Here is a 16,964-nt window from a genome sequence, read left to right on the forward strand (position 1 = left end):
TCCTGCTCCCGATTTGGTTTCTTGTTGTGACCCGCCTTCGTGGCGGGCCTTTGCGTCTTTTACGCGAAATCGGGGCGGGTGCGTACAATTCCCGGTTGTCACGAGCGCGATATATGTCCGTTTTTCCGTGCGCGGTCAGGGCTTCTACGGAGGCACGTAAGTAACTTGCTAAGGGCTCGCCCACTAAAAATTGATTCGATTTTGATCGATCTGATCGCGTGCCCGTGTCCCATCATTGCCGGAGTTAACCTGTGAAGTTGAGCAATCTGAAGATCGCGCCCAAGCTGGGCATTCTTGTCGGCGTCACCTTGTTCGGCTTGTGCGTCTCCGGCGTCCTCGCCGGCTATCTGATGAAGCGCGAGATGGTGAATGCGCGCATCGACCAGACCAAGGCAATCGTCGAGCTGGCCCGCAACTACGCCGCCACGCTGGTGAAGCGGGTCAATGCCGGCGAGATGACCAAGGATGCCGCGCTCGCCGAGCTGCGCCGCTACGGCAATGCGATGACCTACGACAAGGGCTCCGGCTATCTGTTCGGCACCACCTACGACGGCATCACGCAGCTTGCGCCCGATCCGAAGGTGATCGGCCAGAACCGCATGGACGTGGAGACGAACGGCCGGAAGCTGTCTCGCGAGCTCATGGACGGTGTGAAGGCGAACGGCGAGATCCTGCTGTTCTACGAATATATGAAGCCCGGCCAGGCCAAGCCGATCCGTAAGCTCGGCTACGCCGTCGCGGTGCCCGGCTTCGAGATGTATCTCGGCACCGGCGCCTATCTCGAGGACATCGACGAGAAGATGGGCCCGGTCTACTGGCTGCTTGGCCTTGCCATGCTCGGCATCTTCATTGTCGCCGGCGGCGTCGCCTGGCTGATCGGCCGCGGCATCAGCCGCCCGCTGGCGCTGCTCGGCGGTCGCATGAAGGACCTCGCCGACGGCAAGCTCGAAGGCGACATTCCGGGCGTCGGCCGCGGCGACGAGGTCGGCGCAATGGCCGCTACGGTGCAGATCTTCAAGGACAATGCGGTCCGTATCCGCGACCTCGAGAAGACCGAAGCCGATGCCCAGGAGCGCGCCGCGGCGGAACGTCGCAGTGCGATGGACGAGATCGCCAACGACTTCGAACGCAGCGTCAACGGTATCGTCCGCTCGGTCTCCTCGGCCGCGGCCGGCATGCAGACGACGGCGCAGTCGATGACCGCAACCGCCAGCGACGCCTCGTCGCGTGCGGCGACGGTCGGCGCTGCCTCGCAAAAGGCTTCCGGCAATGTCGGCACGGTCGCGGCGGCCGCCGAGGAGCTGTCGAGCTCGGTCGCGGAAATCTCCCGCCAGGTCACGCGCTCGACCGAAGTGGCGAGCCGCGCCGTCAACGATGCCGAGCGTACCAACGCCACCGTCCAGGTGCTCTCCTCCGGCGCCGAGAAGATCGGCGAGGTCGTCAAGCTGATCCACTCGATCGCGGCGCAGACCAACCTGCTCGCGCTCAACGCCACCATCGAAGCGGCCCGCGCCGGCGAGTCCGGCCGCGGCTTCGCCGTGGTCGCCTCCGAGGTCAAGGCGCTCGCCAACCAGACCGCGAAGGCGACCGAGGAGATCTCCGCCCAGGTCGCGGCAATGCAGACCTCGACCAGCGACGCGGTCGCGGCCATCTCCGGCATCACCCAGACGATCGCCGAGATGAGCGAGATCACCGCGGGCATTTCCGCGTCGATCGAGCAGCAGGGCGAGGCGACGCGCGAGATCGCGCGCAACATCCAGTCGGTCGCGGCCGGTTCGAGCGAGATCAACGCCAATATCGGCAGCGTCACCTCGGCCGCGGAAGCGACCGGCACGGCGGCCGGCGACGTGCTCACCAACGCACGCGAACTGGACAGCCAATCCGGCGCGCTGCGCAACGCGGTGGATGGCTTCCTCGCCAAGGTGCGGGCGGCGTAAATTCTTGCGCTGAATTCGTAGGGTGGGCAAAGACGCGAAGCGTCGTGCCCACCTTTTCTTTTCTTGACTGTCGTGCCCCGCGAAGGCGGGGCATCCAGTACGCCGCGGCTTCTCGGTTCTAGCCGCGCTGTCTCGGAGTACTGGATCGCCCGGTCAAGCCGGGCGATGACAGTTTCCTAGGACGCCTACTGCTTCTCGATCTTCGCGTTCGTGATCAGTTTCTCCCACAGCACCAGCTGCTCGTTCACGAAAGTGCCGAGCTGCTCCGGCGTGCCGGAAAAGGCGTCCATGCCGAGCGTGGCGAGCTTGGCCTTGATCTCCGGCTTCTCGACGATCTTGCGGATCTCGGCGTTGAGCCGCGTTACGATCTCCTTCGGCATGCCGGCGGGGCCGAAATAGCCCTGCCACGACGAGATGTCGAAATCCGGCACGCCCGCCTCCTGCATCGAGGGCAGGTGCGGCACCAGCGGCGAGCGCTCCTTGGTGGTGACGGCGAGCGCGCGCAGGGCGTTGCCGTTGACGTGGGGCAGGCCGGTCAGGATGTCGACGAACATCATCGAGACGCGGCCGCCCATGACGTCGTTGAGCGCCGGCGGCGAGCTCTTGTAGGGCACGTGCAAGAGGTCGAGCCCGGCATTGTGCGCGAAGGTCGCACCCGACACGATCGCCGACGACGAGCCCGAGGCGTAGCTCAGCTTGCCCGGATTGGCCTTGCCATACGCGACGAGCTCGGCGACGGACTTGGCCGGCACTTCCGGATTGATGACCAGCATGAAGGGCAAATCGCCGGTGCGGGCGATCGGGGTGAAATCCTTGACCGGATCGTAGGTGAGGCTCTTGAGCAGATAGGGATTGGCCGAATGCGTGGTGTTGGTCGTCACCAGCAGCGTGTAGCCGTCGGGGGCGGCTTTCGCGACGTAGCTCGCGGCGAGCATGCCGTTGGCGCCCGCCTTGTTCTCGATGACGATGCCGACCCCGAGCGCCTGCGACAGATGCTGCGAGATCAGGCGCGTCGTGGTGTCGGTGCCGCTGCCGGCCGCGAACGGCAGCACCAGCGTGATGTTGCGGCTGGGATAGTTGTCGGCCTGGGCCGTGGATGCCGCAGTGAGGCAAAGTGCGGCCGCGCCGACGGTCCGCAGGTTTCGAATCAACGCTGAAATCATGTCTGGTCGTTCCCTCTTTTTGGTTGGCGGGGAACCTAGCTTCTCTTCGTCAAGATCGGAAGACGTGAGTTTCGTGCCCCGGGCACAGTGCAGCGCACCGCTCTACGCGACGTGATGCACTGCTGAACCGGGACACGAGAGCCTAATGACCGCGCTACGGAATTACTTCACCGCCGAGCCCTGGCGCGATGCGAGCACGACGCCGGCGAGCACCAGCGCGTAGCCGATCAGGTGGAACGGCTGGAGCTTTTCGCCCAGCAGCAGGATCGCCATCGCCGAGCCGAACACCGGCACCAGATGGAAGAACGGCGCCGCCCGGTTCGGCCCGATCAGCGCGACGCCGCGGTTGAAGAAGAGATAGGCGAGGGTGGAGGGAAAGATCAGGATGTAGCCCAGCGTCGCCAGCGTGATCGCGTCGAATTGCAGCACGCGGCCGCTCGCCGCCTCCCAGATCGCGGTGGGCAGCAGCATCGTCGCGCCGCAGCAGGTGGTGAAGGACAGGAAGGAGAGCTGATGGATCTTCGGCCGGCGCGGGATGAAGGCCGAGTAGAGCCCGAACGCCACCAGCGAGGAGGCGAACATGATGTCGCCCCTGTTGAAGCTGATGCTCGCGAGCGCGGCGAGGTCGCCGCGCAGGATGATGATCAGCACGCCGAGCAGCGAGATCGCGATGCCGCCGAGCTGCGCGCCGGTCAGCCGTACGCCGAACAGCACCAGCGACCACAGCGCCACGAACAGCGGACCTGCCGACTGGATCAGTAGCGCGTTCAGCGCCTCGGTGTATTGCATCGCCCAGTACGAGATCGCGTTGTTGAAGGCAAAGCCGACCAGCGACAGGAACAGCATCAAGGGCAGGCTCCTGCGCAAGGCAGGCCAGTCGCGCTTCAGATGCGGCCAGGCGAACGGCAACAGGATCAGGAACACACCGAACCAGCGGATCGTGGTGATCGTCAGCGGCGGCACATGCGCGCCGACATGGCGTGCGAGCACGATGTTGCCGGCCCAGAACAGCGAGGTCAGGCTGAGCAGCAGATAAGGCTGGTTGTTGAGCCAACTGGCCGGACTGGCGGCCGGTGGCGCGGGCGAAGCGATCGTCATGAGCGTTGCATGCAAGCTTGCGCCGGATTGCCGTGATGACACAAGTCACAGGGCCGCAATGCTACAATGCAGGTATGACCCGGGGAGGCGCCATTGGCGGTTAATATGTTGAACATCGAGGGCCTGGAGCGGCTCGATCCGAATGCACCGGTGGTGATGCTGAACCTGATGCGCTTCCACGCGCGCTCGCGCGACGGCGATGGGTCGGGCTGGGATGCGTATCTGCGCTACAGCGCGATCACGGTGCCGATGATCAGGGCGCGCGGCGGCACGCTGCTCTGGACCGGCGAGGCGAAGGCGGTCGCGCTCGGCCCACATCAGGGTAACCAGTGGGACTTCGTCGCGCTGGTCTATTACCCGTCCGTCGCGGCCTTTCTCGACATGATGACGTCGGAAGCCTACGAGCGTGAAGCCGACCCGCATCGCGTCAACGGCTGCGCCGAGCACGTCATCATCGCGACGAGCGAGGCCTACAGCAAGTTCAAGTGAGGTAGTGCGCGGACTTGCTAACCCTCAGCTGCGCGCTTTGAAAAATACTTGCGGCTATGTCGCCTGCTTCCTCGAGGCCGCAAACACACCGGCCAGCACCAGCGCAAAACCGATGAAGTGGAACGCCTGCGGGTGCTCGCCCAGAAATGCCATCGCCATGATCGAGCCGAACACCGGCACGACGTGGAAGAACGGCGCGGCGCGGTTGGCGCCGATCAGGCGCACGCCGCGATTGAAGCAGAGATAGGCGAGCGCCGAGGGGAAAACGGCGACGTAGAACAGGGTCAAGAGGTTCGGCCCGTCGAGCTTCATCACCGGGCGCGCGGACAGTTCCCAGATCTCCAGCGGAATGAGACAGGCGGCGCCGCAGCCGAAGGTGAAGGCGAGGAACGAGAGGCCGTGCATCGGCGGCCGCTTCAGTGACAGCACCGAATAGAGCGCGAAGATCAGGAGTGCGAGCAGGAAGATCAGGTCGCCCTTGTTGAAGTCGATGCTCGACAGCGTGGTGAAATCGCCGTGCAGCAGGATGGTCAGCACGCCGCACATCGACAGCAGCACGCCGAAGGCCTGCGCCGCGGTGAGCCGGATGCCGAGGATGACCAGCGACCACAGCGCCACCAGCAGCGGCGCGGCCGACTGCAGCAGCAGCGTATTGAGCGCCTGGGTATGCTCCAGCGCCCAATATTGCAGCGTGTTGAAGGCGCCGATGCCGGTGACCGAGAGCGTGACCATCAGGCCGAGCTTGCCGCGGATGGCCGGCCAGTCCTGCACGAGGTGCTTCCAGGCGAACGGCAGCACGAGCAGGAAGGCGAAGAACCAGCGCAGGAACGACAGCGTGACCGGCGGGATGTGGCCGGCGGCGAGCCGCCCGACGATGGCGTTGCCGGCCCAGCACAGCGCGGTGATGCTGAGCAGCAGATAAGGCTGGTTGGCGATCCAGCTGTGGCCGGATGTTGCCGCGCTCGTGGTCTGGCCGGTGGCGGACATTGTGATGTGCGGGCCCCGCGTGGAGTACGCCGAGCCCTCCGGCCCGGCGAGATCCGGGCCGGCTGATCACCCGGCGCCGTCCAAAGACACGGAAATCGAGGTTGCATCAACGGGGGGCGGACGCATCGCGACCATGCTGGCCGCGAAGGCGGCCTCTCATGCTTTGGTCGAGGCCATCGCGCCGGCTCTGAAGGTTTCTGGATTTTCCGGGGATATCAAAGGCTTGGAGTGCGCGCTGGGCCTGAAAAAAGCCCCGTTCTTGCTTGCCTAGAGGGGCCGCTTCCTTTATCCGGTTGGGCTGCCTCGCGTGCGAACGGCCTCGGCCGGGAATTCGGCTGGGCGCAGGCATGATCCCGGAAAAGTGGGTCCCCGTTTTCCGTTCGGATCATGCCACTTACAGAGAAATCTTCGAAGGATTACCCGCGCATGGCCAATGTTGTCGTCGTCGGCGCCCAGTGGGGCGACGAAGGGAAGGGCAAGATCGTCGACTGGTTGTCGGAGCAGGCGGATATCGTCGTCCGCTTCCAGGGCGGCCATAACGCCGGCCACACGCTGGTGATCAACGGCAAGACCTACAAGCTCGCGCTGTTGCCCTCCGGCGTGCTGCGCGAGGGCAAGCTGTCGGTGATCGGCAACGGCGTCGTGTTCGACCCCGCCGCCTTCCTCGACGAGGTCGCCAAGCTCAGGGCCCAGGGCGTCGATGTCAGCCCCGACAACCTGCGTGTCGCCGAAAACGTCACGTTGATCCTGCCGCTGCACCGCGAGCTCGATGCGCACCGCGAATCCGCCAGCGCCGCGACCGCGATCGGCACCACCCGCCGCGGCATTGGCCCGGCCTATGAGGACAAGGTCGGCCGCCGCGCCATCCGCCTGATGGACCTTGCCGACCATCAGACGCTGCCGCACAAGATCGACCGCCTGCTGGCGCACCACAACGCACTGCGCCGCGGCCTCAACCTGCCGGAATTCGACAGTGCGGTGATCCTGAAAGAGCTGATGGCGATGGCGCCGCAGCTGCTGCCCTATGCCGAGACGGTATGGCGGCTGCTCGACATCGAGCGGCGCGCCGGCAAGCGCATGCTGTTCGAGGGCGCACAGGGCGCGCTGCTCGACGTCGATCACGGCACCTATCCCTACGTCACCTCGTCCAACACGGTGGCGGCGCAGGCCGCAACCGGCGCCGGCCTCGGGCCGGGCGCGGTCGGCTACGTGCTCGGCCTGTGCAAGGCCTATACGACCCGCGTCGGCCAGGGCCCGTTCCCGACCGAGCAGGACAACGAGATCGGCCGCAAGATCGGCGAGCGTGGCCGCGAGTTCGGCACCAATACCGGCCGTCCGCGCCGCTGCGGCTGGTTCGACGCCGTGCTGGTCCGCCAGGCGGTCCGGACCTGCGGCATCAATGGCCTGGCGCTGACCAAGCTCGACATCCTCGACGGCTTCGATTCGATCGAGGTCTGCACCGGCTACAAGCTCGACGGCAAGGAGATCGACCATTTCCCGGCCGGCGAAGGCGCCCAGGCGCGGGTCGAGCCGATCTACGAGACCATCGAGGGCTGGAAGGAGCCGACCGCCAGCGCGCGGTCCTGGGCCGACCTGCCGGCCCAGGCCATCAAATATGTCCGGCGGATCGAGGAATTGGTGGGGTGCCCGGTCGCGCTGCTTTCCACCAGCCCGGAACGCGAGGATACTATCCTGGTGCAAAATCCGTTTGAGGCTTAACGATATCTTACCGGGACGCGCGTATAGTTGAGTAGAAATGGCTGATTACTACCCGCTGATCGCCCGCGCTATTGCCGCCCTGGACCCCAACGCTCCCGGCGAAAGCCGTCGCGCGCTCTATGAGCGGGCGCGCACGGCCCTGATCGCGCAGCTGCGCAGTGTGCAGCCGCCGCTTTCCGAATCCGAGATCACGCGCGAACGGCTGTCGCTGGAAGAGGCCGTCCGCAAGGTCGAATCGGAGGCCGCCCAGCGTGCCCGCGAGGCCTCGCGTCCCGGTGGCGGCGCCCGCCCCAGCGGCAGTGGCGATGCCTTCCGCCGCGCCAGCACCCGTGCCACCGAGGCGAGCCCGCCTGCGCCCCAGCCGCGCACCCGTCCGGCCCCGACGCCGCCGCGGGCCGACCGCCCGTCGTTCAACGTCGATGACCAGGGCGAGGCCCCGCGTCCGCCGCGCGCTCCCCGTTTCGACGCCCCGCGTCAGGCGGGACCCTCCGCCCCGCCGCCGACGCCGGAGCCGCCGGCCGGGCGCGATCGCCAAGCTGCGCGCCGTCCGCCCGACATCGGACCACCGCCGCCGCAGTCGCCCGGCGTGCGCGGCTTCCGCGACATCACGGCCGATGCCAATGATCTCGGCGGCGCTGCCGCGCAGGCCAGCCGCGCCGCGCGGCGCACCTATGCCAACGTGCCCTCGCCCTCGCCGGAATTCGACCGGCTGGAGCCGAGCCTGGAAAGCCGCGCCGGCGAGTCCGAGGCGCCCTATTCCTACGACGAGTCGGTCGAGGAGGCCGAGCGCTACGCGCCGCAGCCGCCCTCGCCGCGTCCGCGCATCGCGCCTGACCGTGACGCCAAGAAGGCTAAGCGCGCCGGCTCCGCGTTCCCGTTCAAGAGCGCGATCGCCGTCGGCATCGTGCTGATCCTGATCGGCGTCGGAATGGTCACGCGCGAGTCGCTGGTCCGGACCGCCACCAACCTGTTCAAGTCCTCGCCGACCCAGGTGGTGGAGGCGCCGAAGGATCCGTCGCAGCCGCAGAGCAAGCCGAAGATTCCCGATCGCGTCGGTCAACCCTCGGCCAGCGACCAGCCGGTCGCGCCGGTGGCGCAGAAGGTCGTGCTCTACGACGAGGATCCGTCCGATCCGAAGGGCAAGCAGTTTGTCGGCTCGGTGGTGTGGCGGCTGGAGCCGATCAAGGCCTCGGGCAACCAGAAGGCCGACGTCGCCGTGCGCGCGGACATCGAGATCCCCGACCGCAAGTTCAAGATGACGATGTCGTTCCGCCGCAACACCGACTCCTCGCTGCCGGCGAGCCACACTGCGGAGCTGACCTTCATCCTGCCGCAGGATTTTCCCGGCGGCAGCGTCTCCAACGTGCCGGGCATCCTGATGAAGTCGAACGAGCAGGCGCGCGGCACCCCGCTCGCCGGCCTCGCGGTCAAGGTCACCGACGGCTTCTTCCTGGTCGGCCTCTCCAATGTCGATGCCGACCGTTCCCGCAACGTGCAGCTCCTGAAGGAGCGCTCCTGGTTCGACGTGCCGCTGGTCTACGCCAACCAGCGCCGCGCCATCATCGCCATCGAGAAGGGCGCCCCCGGCGAGCGCGCCTTCAACGACGCGTTCGCGCAGTGGGGCGATTGAGGCAAGCGAGCACTATCCTCGTCATTCCGGGGCGTGCGAAGCGCGAGCCCGGAATCCATCGTGCTGCGCGTGATGCCGGGAAATGGATTCCGGGCTCGACGCTACGCGTCGCCCCGGAATGACATTCTGTATGGATTACTACTGCGCCGCCGCTTCCCGCTTGCGCGATGCTGCGGCGGCTGCGTGCTCGCGGTCCATCACGGCGCGGCAGCCGGGGCTGACATGGGCCTTGTTCCGCACCATGCAGGCGGTGATCCGCGGGATATCCGGAATTTCACGGGAGCACAGCCGCATCGCATCGCCCGAGCACATCTGCTGTGCTTCGGACGAGAAGGCGAGGCCGGGTGATGTCTGGAGCGCGAGGCTGGTGATAGCGCAAGCGAAGAGCGAAGCGATCGTCTGAAGGCGTGTCATGTGGAATGGGTCCCCGATTTCCCGTGGGCTTGAGCCACTTGGTTTTTGGGGCGCCGCACGCGGCTTGAGCTGCCGCATGTCACAGCCTTCACGTCGGGAACTTTGTCCCGCATGTGGTCGCTCGATTACTTGATGTCGAATCGAAAGTGCTGCGCCGCCCGAGCGAAGTATGCGCCATTGTCACGAGCCTGCAATGGTCAGCGCAAAGGAATTCGCAATTGTTGCACGCGAGTCACGTCGCGCGCGATCAGATCGGCCGATCGGAGGATGCTGGTTCCGCGTCGCTCACGCCGAGAGCGGCGGAGTGTTCCTCGACGGCGGTGACGCCCTTGGCCGTGAGCTCGAACAGATCGCCGTCCTTCATCACGTAGCCGTCGGCGATCAGTTGCCCCACCTTGCCCTGCCGGTCGTCGGCAAACGCAACGGATTGGCTGATGTCCCGCAGGATCGAGAGTTCTTCGTCGCGCAACATGGCTTCACTCTCCGTTCGCGGGGATGGGTCCGATCCTCACATGCCGTGGCTCTGAAAGACCTTGCTGCAAGCGCGCGACAGCTTGGCCCGATTGGCTTGCAGGCAGCTCTGCACCGCGCCGTCATTGCCGAGGTCCTTGCGGCAGAAGCGCGAGGCATCGCGCGAGCAGGCCTGCTGCTCCTGCGGCGTGCCCTTATGGCCTTGGGCAAGAGCGGGCGCGTCGGACAGGCCGCTCAGGGCCGCCAGCGCGATCGTCGCCAGCAGAAATTTGGCCAGGAGAAATTTGCGGGCCATCGGCCCCTCCAGTCCGGCAGGGAAAATTCTGGTCCTGTCTGAACTCGTCGCCCTGCCACTTGTTCCCCAAAGGCAGCACCCCGCGCCCCGGCTGTTCAAGGTTCCCGCTGCGCTGCTATAACGCTGCCAAAGTGTGAGGTGCTTGATGAAACGCTATCTGGTGTTTGCGCTGGTCGGCCCGTTCGTCGGCGGGTTCCTGCTGCTGCTGACGACGACCTACCAGTCCGGCTATTGGGCCCAGACCAATCTCGGCGAGGTCGGCAAGCTGTTCGCGGTGTTCTTCAAGACCCTGCAATACAGCTATCTGTTCGGCTTCCTGCCCTCGCTGATGATCGGCGCGGTCGACGACATCCTGATCCACATCCGACGGATCGGCCCGGGTCTGCGGATGCTCCTGGTCGGCCTGTTCGCCTTCGTTCTGGCCTCGCTCACCTACAGCTCGCGCGGGCCGGATTCGGGCGCGGTGCAGTTCATCCTGTATGGCCTCGTCGGGTTCGTGCCGTCGGCGATTTCATCCTGGCTCGTGCATCGCTATATCGAGGAGCCGCAAGCGGCGGCGGCGCCGACCTGACGCGCGGCGTCCGGTCGCGGCAGCAACCTCCGCCGCGCTGGGGCGTTCACCGAAGGCCATGATCATGTCCAAGGACGACATCCTTGCTCCGCGCAAATCCCGTACGGGCGGCAGCTCGCGCGCGACCTTTTCTCGCAACGAGGCGCGCGGGCCGATCATCGACCAGGAAGGCCACGAGATCAGGCCGGAAAGCCTGGAGCAGGGCTTTCGCGAGTTTCGCTCCGAATTCGGGCAAGCGAGCCCGTTCGGCAATCTGACGCGCGAGCAGCGGATCGCGCGTCTCGAGGCGATCGCAAAGCTGCTCGACGTCGCCTTCATCTTGCCCGGCACCAACATCCGCTACGGCATCGACGGGCTGATCGGCCTGATCCCCGTCGTTGGCGACATCATCACCACTGCGATCTCGCTGTGGCTGGTGCGCGAGGCCCGCGCGCTGGGGGCGCCCTGGTACATCACCGCGCGCATGCTCGGCAATGTCGCGCTCGACGGCGTGGTCGGCATGGTCCCGTTCGCGGGCGATGCCTTCGACGTCATGTTCCGCGCCAACATGCGCAACGTGCGTCTCTTGCGCCGCTGGCTCGACAAGCAGCCGCGGATGTAGTGTCTCTTTAATTCCTCCGCCTTGCTCTCGTGTGTCCCGGACAAGGTGCGGCGCGTAAGCGCGGCGCCGCAGAGCCGGGACCCAACAGGAACCACGGGGGATGTCGATCCGTGGGCCCCGGCTCTGCAGCGCACCGCTGAAGGAGCGCTGCCATAGCGCGTCGAAGACGCGCGTAAACGCGCTTATGGCGTCCGGGGCACGAGAGGCGCAAACGCAGAAGGCGCGACGACCTTTCGGCCATCGCGCCTTCTGCGCACATCGAACAGTCTTGCGAAAAGCTTACGCCGCGTCGGCGTCGGTCTCCGCGGCCGGAGCCGGCTTGGGCCGACGGGGCAGCGGGAAGGCATCGCTCTCGTACAGCGAGCGGATGCCGTTCTGGTCGAAGCGCGCTTCCTCGACCTGGAGATAGGCGCCGTTCAGCGAATCCGTCGGCAACTGCTCCATCGCGAACTGCACGGCCTCGGCCGCAGTGCCGAACCGCCGATAGGTGAAGCCCGCACGCTTCTTCTTGCGGATCGCGGCGGGGAAGAGTTCGGCGGAAGTGTTGAAGTTGAACGGACGCAGTGGACGCATGGTCAAAGACCTCGTGATCTTCTCTGGGGCTTTAAGCGCGTGGGGTTGGGAGGGCAGGGGCCGCAATCAAGCGGGCCCGCCGCATGTCATTTTCGTCCACTAATATAAGCCGATTTGACAAAATTGCGACCCCTGCGATGCGAGATGATGAATCGGCGCATGGCAGCTCCGCGGTCGAAATAAAACAAGTAATATCAAATAGTTATATCGTTTACACCTTGCCAAGAAGCAGCAGCACGATCAGCACCACGAGCACGACCCCGCCGATGCCCATGCCGGAATGGCCGAGGCCATAGCCGTAGCCGCCGAACCGGCCGGACAGGCCGCCGACCAGATAGATGATCACCAGGATGATCAGGATGGTCCCAAGCGTCATGGCATCCTCCCTGGCGGTCGCCGAAATGCGATGATCGGCCGCACCGCCAGAGGAGAAAAGCACATCGCGCCCCCGGGTTCCACGGGGGAACCCGCGGGCGTGCGCTGTTTATTTCGGCTCCAGCTTCAGCGCCGCCGAGTTGATGCAGTAGCGCAGGCCGGTCGGCCCGGGGCCGTCGGGGAAGACATGGCCGAGATGGCCGCTGCATTTGGAGCAGAGCACCTCGGTGCGGATCATGCCGTGACTCGTATCCCGCTCCTCGTCGATATGGCTCTCGACCGCGGGCTGGGTGAAGCTCGGCCAGCCACAGCCGGAATCGAACTTGGCATCCGAAGAGAACAGCACATTGCCGCAGCCGGCACAGACATAGGTGCCGGCACGCTCGTCGTGCTCATATTCGCCCGAGAAGGGACGCTCGGTCGCCTTCTCGCGCAGCACCGCGTACTGCATCGGCGTCAGCTCGCGCCGCCACTGCTCTTCGTTCTTGATGACCTTGTCGTCGGTGGTTTTCGCTTTGGTGTCGGGCATGGGTCTCCCGTTTTCTGGTGATCTTGCGATCAGTTGGTGGCCTTGCCGGCATTCACCAGCGTCGGCTTTTCAATGTAGTTATCCGCGAACAGCTTTTTCAGGTTCTGAACCTTCGGGATGTCGTTATAGGCGATGTAGGGCTGGTTCGGGTGCAGCGTCAGATAATCCTGGTGATAGGCTTCCGCCGGGTAGAACGCCTCCAGCGCGCCGACCTTGGTCACGATCGGCTTGTTGAAGACCTTCGCACCGTTGAGCTGGGCGATATAGGCCTCCGCCACCTTCTTCTGCTCGTCGGAGGTGGTGAAGATCGCCGAGCGATATTGCGGGCCGACGTCGGGACCCTGGCGGTTGAGCTGGGTCGGGTCATGCACCACCGAGAAGTAGATCTGGAGGATCTTGCCGTAGGAGATCTTCTTGGGGTCGTACTTGATCTCGACCGCTTCCGCGTGGCCGGTGCGGCCGCTCGAGACGGTCTGGTAGTCGGCGGTCGCCTTGGTGCCGCCGGCATAGCCGGAGACCGCGTTGACGACGCCTGTGGTGTGCTGGAAGACGCCCTGCACGCCCCAGAAGCAGCCGCCGGCGATCACGGCGGTCTGGATGCCGCTCGCGGGCGCTGCGTCCAATGCGGGGGCGGGGATCACAACCGCATCCTCCGCGGCCCGGGACGGCATCGTGAAAGCCAGCGACAGGGCTGTGGTTGCGGCGAGCAGGGAGGCGAGGGCGGTTCGGCGCATGGCAATCCTCTTTCGGAAGGGCTGACAGTCTAGGGCGGACGGGACCGGGCGAACAGCCTGCCCGGGGTGTTTCCGCATCATCCGAGATACGGGCACCGCCGGTGATTGTTACGGCGGGGCGGACACGAGGCCGTGAAGACCGCCGGGGCGGGCTGCGCGACTTGGAGTCGACTTGGAGCCGACTTGGAGCCGACTTGGAACGCGGCTTGGCGGGATGCGGAACTCCGCGTTAGATGAACCGGCGCGATCGACGATTGACTATACGAAATGGTGGCTGGAGCTGACCCGACAACATGCTGCGCGTCGTTTCCCTGACCCTCGCCGCCCTGGCCGCCTTTATCGCGACTGCCGCGGCCGATCCCCAAACCGGCGACGATCTCGCCCTTTGCCGCGACCGCCAGGCCGAGATGCAGGCCCGCGCCTTGGCTTGCGACAATCTGCTGAACGCCGAGCGTCTCACCGGCAAGGACAAGGCGATCGCGCTGTCCGTGCGTGGCAATACCCTGCTCAGCAAACGCGACCATGTCCATGCGATCGAGACGCTGTCCATGGCCATCGACCTCGATCCGGACAACGTCATTGCGCTCAACCTGCGCGGCCTCGCCCATGAGCGCAGCGGGCAGGACGACCTCGCGATGGCCGACTACAACCTCGCGCTCCAGAAGCGCCCGGCCTACGGCGTTCCCTACAACAACCGCGGCGTCATCTACGCACGCCGCGGCGCGCTGCAGAGCGCGATCGACGATTTCAGCCTGTCGATCAAATACACGCCGAAATTACTGCTCGCCTGGACCAATCGCGCCCGCGTGCGAACGCTGATGAAGGATTTCGACGGCGCGATCGCGGATTTCGCCGAGGCCGAGAAGATCGATGCGGCCGCGCCGCAGATCGCCGGCAACCGCTGCGTCACTTACGGCATGATGGGCAAGTTCGACCGGGCCCTGGCCGATTGCAACGGCCTGATCGAGAGGCAGCCCAGGAATGTGTTCGCGATCAACAACCGCGCTGACGTCAACATGATGAAGGGCGACCTGGAGGCCGCGCTGAAGGATTACAACACGGCCATCCAGATCAACCCGAACAATGTCCGCGCCCATTCCGGCCGCGGCCAGATCTACGAGCGCAGGAAGGATCTCGCGCAGGCCCGCGCCGATTATCGCGCCGCGGCCTATTCGCTGACGAGGTTCGACGAGACCGAGGTTGCGCGCGCCCGCGCCATCGCGCAGGAGCGGCTCGCCGCCCTGACGCCGCAGGCGCCGGGGGCCGCGCCCACCGGTCGCCGCGTCGCGCTGGTGATCGGCAACGGCGCCTACAAGAATGTCCACGCCTTGCCCAATCCGCCACGAGATTCGAAATTGATCGCTGGCGTGCTGCGCGACGTCGGCTTCCAGACCGTGATATCGGTCAGCGACCTCACCCGCGACAAGTTCTTCGACGCGCTGAAGGCCTTCGCGGAGGAGGCGGAAAAGGCCGACTGGGCCGTGGTCTATTATGCCGGCCACGGCTTCGAGATCGGCGGGGTGAACTATCTCGTTCCGGTCGATGCCAAGCTCGCCGCCGACAAGGACGCCGAGACGCAAGCGGTCGCGCTCGAGCAGGTGATCGCCGCAGTCGGTGCCGCGCGAAAAATGCGTCTCGTGGTGCTCGATGCCTGCCGCGACAATCCGTTCGCGCCCACCATGCAGCGCACGCTGGCGCTGAAGCTGGTCGACAAGGGCTTTTCCAACATCGAGCCCGGCGCCGGCTTCATGGTGGTCTACGCCGCCAAGCATGGCGAGACCGCGATGGACGGCGACGGCAGCGCCAACAGCCCGTTCGCCACTGCGCTGGCGCGCGAGATCAAGCAGCCGCGCGTAGAGATCCGGAAATTGTTCGACATCATCCGCGACGACGTCTGGGCCGCAACCCAGCACGCGCAGCAGCCGTTCACCTACGGCTCGCCCCCGGGGCGGGAGGATTTTTATTTTGCGATGGGGAAATAGCCTCGTGATGTGCGGAGCGCCGGTGCCACACATCCGGTGTCGTCCCGGACAAGCGTAAGCGCAGCTGCCGTAGGGTGGGCAAAGCGAAGCGTGCCCACGCGTTTATTCGCTTATGGAGAGAGATCGTGGGCACGGCGCTTTGCGCCTTTGCCCACCCTACGGCAGCGGCGCTTTAGACGACGATACTCAACCGCTTCGCCGCCCGCGTGATCCCCGTATAAAGCCACCGCGCCCGCGAATCCCCAAACGCAAAGCTCTCGTCGAACAGCACGACGTCGTCCCATTGCGAGCCCTGCGACTTGTGCACGGTCAGCACGTAGCCGTAGTCGAACTCGTCGTAAGGTTTGCGCTGCTCCCAGGCGATCTGCTCGATGCCGCCTTCGAAGCAATCGGCGCGCACCGAGACCTTGGTCACCTTGTGGCCGAAATCCTCGTCCGGCGACAGCCGCATCGACAGGATGCGCGACTTCGAGCGCGAGGTGTTGCGCGACTTGACGCGCCACAGGCCGCCGTTGAACAGGCCCTTCTTGCGGTTGTTGCGCAGGCACACCAGCTTGTCGCCGGCGACTGGAAAGGTGTCCTCGATGTTCTGGCGCTGGCGCACCCGCATATTGTAGGCGCGGCGGGTGTTGTTGCGGCCGACCAGGATCTGATCGGCGCCCATGACGCGATCAGGGTCGAGCTCCTTGCGCGAGACGACCTCGCTCTCGCCATAGCGGCCGATATCGAGCTCGCGGCCTTCGCGGACGTCCATCGACATCCGCACGATCGGATCGTCCTGGGCCTGGCGGTGCACCTCGGTCAGCATCGCGTCCGGCTCTGAATTGGTGAAGAAGCCGCCGCCCTGGATCGGCGGCAGCTGCGCGGGATCGCCCAGTACCAGCAGCGGGCAGTCGAACGACATCAGGTCGCGGCCCAATTCGGCGTCGACCATCGAGCATTCGTCGATCACGATCAGCTTCGCCTTCGAGGCCGGCGCATCGTCCCACAGCTCGAAGCTCGGCTGCTCCTCGCCGGATTCGCGGGCACGGTAGATCAGCGAGTGGATGGTGGAGGCGCCGTCGCAGCCCTTGTTGCGCATGACCAGCGCAGCCTTGCCGGTGAACGCGGCGAACTTCACCTCGCCATCGACGCCGTCGGCGATGTGCCGCGCCAGTGTGGTCTTGCCGGTGCCGGCAAAGCCGAACAGGCGGAAGATCGGCGGCGTGCCGCCCCGTCCCGGCTTGGCTTTGAGCCAGTCGCCGACGGCCTTCAGAGCGGCATCCTGATGCGGGGTGAAAGTGGCCATGTCTGTCTTGAAAGAGGGCGAAAGGCGGCGATTCGCCACGTTCCAAGTTAACCATTCGACCTCTGCTTTCAAGACGGATGCAGCAGCGAAGATCGACGCCGGCAACCG

At 65.6% G+C, this 16,964-nt stretch carries 19 protein-coding genes; 8 read left to right on the plus strand and 11 right to left on the minus strand.

Features of this window, described 5'->3' with window-relative positions; all coding sequences use genetic code 11:
• Window positions 1-251 precede the first annotated feature (251 nt).
• Window positions 252-1,937: a methyl-accepting chemotaxis protein gene (locus JQ566_RS12770; protein WP_212372568.1), complete on the plus strand. Its 1,686-nt coding sequence runs from the start codon at window positions 252-254 to the stop codon at window positions 1,935-1,937.
• A 185-nt stretch (window positions 1,938-2,122) separates the two neighbouring features.
• Here JQ566_RS12770 and JQ566_RS12775 read toward each other — a convergent pair whose 3' ends face one another.
• Window positions 2,123-3,100, minus strand: a complete 978-nt coding sequence (locus tag JQ566_RS12775) for a Bug family tripartite tricarboxylate transporter substrate binding protein (protein ID WP_212372569.1) — start codon at window positions 3,098-3,100, stop codon at window positions 2,123-2,125.
• A 162-nt stretch (window positions 3,101-3,262) separates the two neighbouring features.
• Complete coding sequence (locus JQ566_RS12780) at window positions 3,263-4,198, minus strand: DMT family transporter (protein WP_212372570.1); 936 nt, start codon at window positions 4,196-4,198, stop codon at window positions 3,263-3,265.
• Window positions 4,199-4,303: 105 nt separating this feature from the next.
• Here JQ566_RS12780 and JQ566_RS12785 point away from each other — a divergent pair, with 105 nt between their 5' ends.
• Window positions 4,304-4,687 carry a DUF1330 domain-containing protein gene (locus JQ566_RS12785; RefSeq protein ID WP_212372571.1) on the plus strand — a complete coding sequence of 128 codons (384 nt, stop codon included), beginning with the start codon at window positions 4,304-4,306 and terminating at the stop codon, window positions 4,685-4,687.
• A gap of 54 nt (window positions 4,688-4,741) precedes the next feature.
• Here the strand turns inward: JQ566_RS12785 and JQ566_RS12790 are convergent, their stop codons facing one another.
• Window positions 4,742-5,674 carry a DMT family transporter gene (locus tag JQ566_RS12790; RefSeq protein WP_212372572.1) on the minus strand — a complete coding sequence of 311 codons (933 nt, stop codon included), beginning with the start codon at window positions 5,672-5,674 and terminating at the stop codon, window positions 4,742-4,744.
• Window positions 5,675-5,807: 133 nt separating this feature from the next.
• Here JQ566_RS12790 and JQ566_RS12795 point away from each other — a divergent pair, with 133 nt between their 5' ends.
• The 3 genes from JQ566_RS12795 to JQ566_RS12805 all read left to right on the plus strand — a co-directional run bounded on the left by JQ566_RS12795 (window position 5,808) and on the right by JQ566_RS12805 (window position 9,023).
• Window positions 5,808-5,945, plus strand: coding sequence for a hypothetical protein (locus tag JQ566_RS12795; RefSeq protein ID WP_212372573.1), 138 nt, complete (start codon window positions 5,808-5,810; stop codon window positions 5,943-5,945).
• A 155-nt stretch (window positions 5,946-6,100) separates the two neighbouring features.
• Window positions 6,101-7,393 carry an adenylosuccinate synthase gene (locus tag JQ566_RS12800; RefSeq protein ID WP_212372574.1) on the plus strand — a complete coding sequence of 431 codons (1,293 nt, stop codon included), beginning with the start codon at window positions 6,101-6,103 and terminating at the stop codon, window positions 7,391-7,393.
• A 37-nt stretch (window positions 7,394-7,430) separates the two neighbouring features.
• The gene (locus JQ566_RS12805) at window positions 7,431-9,023 is read left to right on the plus strand and encodes a hypothetical protein (protein ID WP_212372575.1); all 1,593 of its coding nucleotides are present in this window, start codon (window positions 7,431-7,433) and stop codon (window positions 9,021-9,023) included.
• Between the two features lie 138 nt (window positions 9,024-9,161).
• Here JQ566_RS12805 and JQ566_RS12810 read toward each other — a convergent pair whose 3' ends face one another.
• The 3 genes from JQ566_RS12810 to JQ566_RS12820 all read right to left on the minus strand — a co-directional run bounded on the left by JQ566_RS12810 (window position 9,162) and on the right by JQ566_RS12820 (window position 10,203).
• The gene (locus JQ566_RS12810) at window positions 9,162-9,437 is read right to left on the minus strand and encodes a hypothetical protein (protein WP_212372576.1); all 276 of its coding nucleotides are present in this window, start codon (window positions 9,435-9,437) and stop codon (window positions 9,162-9,164) included.
• 247 nt (window positions 9,438-9,684) lie between these two features.
• On the minus strand, window positions 9,685-9,909 hold the full coding sequence (locus JQ566_RS12815; protein WP_212372577.1) for a hypothetical protein: 225 nt from the start codon (window positions 9,907-9,909) through the stop codon (window positions 9,685-9,687).
• A gap of 36 nt (window positions 9,910-9,945) precedes the next feature.
• Window positions 9,946-10,203: a hypothetical protein gene (locus JQ566_RS12820; RefSeq protein WP_212372578.1), complete on the minus strand. Its 258-nt coding sequence runs from the start codon at window positions 10,201-10,203 to the stop codon at window positions 9,946-9,948.
• A gap of 145 nt (window positions 10,204-10,348) precedes the next feature.
• Between JQ566_RS12820 and JQ566_RS12825 the strand changes: the two genes are divergently transcribed.
• Both JQ566_RS12825 and JQ566_RS12830 read left to right on the plus strand, forming a co-directional pair.
• Window positions 10,349-10,774, plus strand: coding sequence for a DUF5413 family protein (locus tag JQ566_RS12825; RefSeq protein WP_212372579.1), 426 nt, complete (start codon window positions 10,349-10,351; stop codon window positions 10,772-10,774).
• Between the two features lie 58 nt (window positions 10,775-10,832).
• A complete protein-coding gene (locus JQ566_RS12830; RefSeq protein WP_212372580.1) occupies window positions 10,833-11,375 on the plus strand; it encodes a DUF4112 domain-containing protein in 543 nt (180 codons plus the stop codon).
• 279 nt (window positions 11,376-11,654) lie between these two features.
• Here JQ566_RS12830 and JQ566_RS12835 read toward each other — a convergent pair whose 3' ends face one another.
• The 4 genes from JQ566_RS12835 to msrA all read right to left on the minus strand — a co-directional run bounded on the left by JQ566_RS12835 (window position 11,655) and on the right by msrA (window position 13,586).
• A complete protein-coding gene (locus JQ566_RS12835) occupies window positions 11,655-11,948 on the minus strand; it encodes a hypothetical protein (protein ID WP_024337713.1) in 294 nt (97 codons plus the stop codon).
• 211 nt (window positions 11,949-12,159) lie between these two features.
• Window positions 12,160-12,324: a DUF3309 family protein gene (locus tag JQ566_RS12840; RefSeq protein WP_100233652.1), complete on the minus strand. Its 165-nt coding sequence runs from the start codon at window positions 12,322-12,324 to the stop codon at window positions 12,160-12,162.
• A 108-nt stretch (window positions 12,325-12,432) separates the two neighbouring features.
• Window positions 12,433-12,852: a peptide-methionine (R)-S-oxide reductase MsrB gene (msrB, locus tag JQ566_RS12845; RefSeq protein WP_212372581.1), complete on the minus strand. Its 420-nt coding sequence runs from the start codon at window positions 12,850-12,852 to the stop codon at window positions 12,433-12,435.
• A gap of 29 nt (window positions 12,853-12,881) precedes the next feature.
• Window positions 12,882-13,586, minus strand: coding sequence for a peptide-methionine (S)-S-oxide reductase MsrA (msrA, locus tag JQ566_RS12850; protein WP_212372582.1), 705 nt, complete (start codon window positions 13,584-13,586; stop codon window positions 12,882-12,884).
• Window positions 13,587-13,879: 293 nt separating this feature from the next.
• On the opposite strand from msrA, the gene JQ566_RS12855 reads away from it, so the two are divergent.
• Window positions 13,880-15,568 (plus strand): caspase family protein, encoded by a 1,689-nt coding sequence (locus JQ566_RS12855; protein WP_212372583.1) that lies wholly within the window; start codon window positions 13,880-13,882, stop codon window positions 15,566-15,568.
• 172 nt (window positions 15,569-15,740) lie between these two features.
• On the opposite strand, the gene JQ566_RS12860 is transcribed toward JQ566_RS12855, so the two are convergent.
• The gene (locus tag JQ566_RS12860) at window positions 15,741-16,856 is read right to left on the minus strand and encodes an ATP-dependent DNA helicase (RefSeq protein ID WP_212372584.1); all 1,116 of its coding nucleotides are present in this window, start codon (window positions 16,854-16,856) and stop codon (window positions 15,741-15,743) included.
• Window positions 16,857-16,964: the final 108 nt, after the last annotated feature.

This window comes from Bradyrhizobium sp. SZCCT0231 (assembly GCF_018130245.1).
GTDB lineage: Bacteria > Pseudomonadota > Alphaproteobacteria > Rhizobiales > Xanthobacteraceae > Bradyrhizobium > Bradyrhizobium japonicum_F.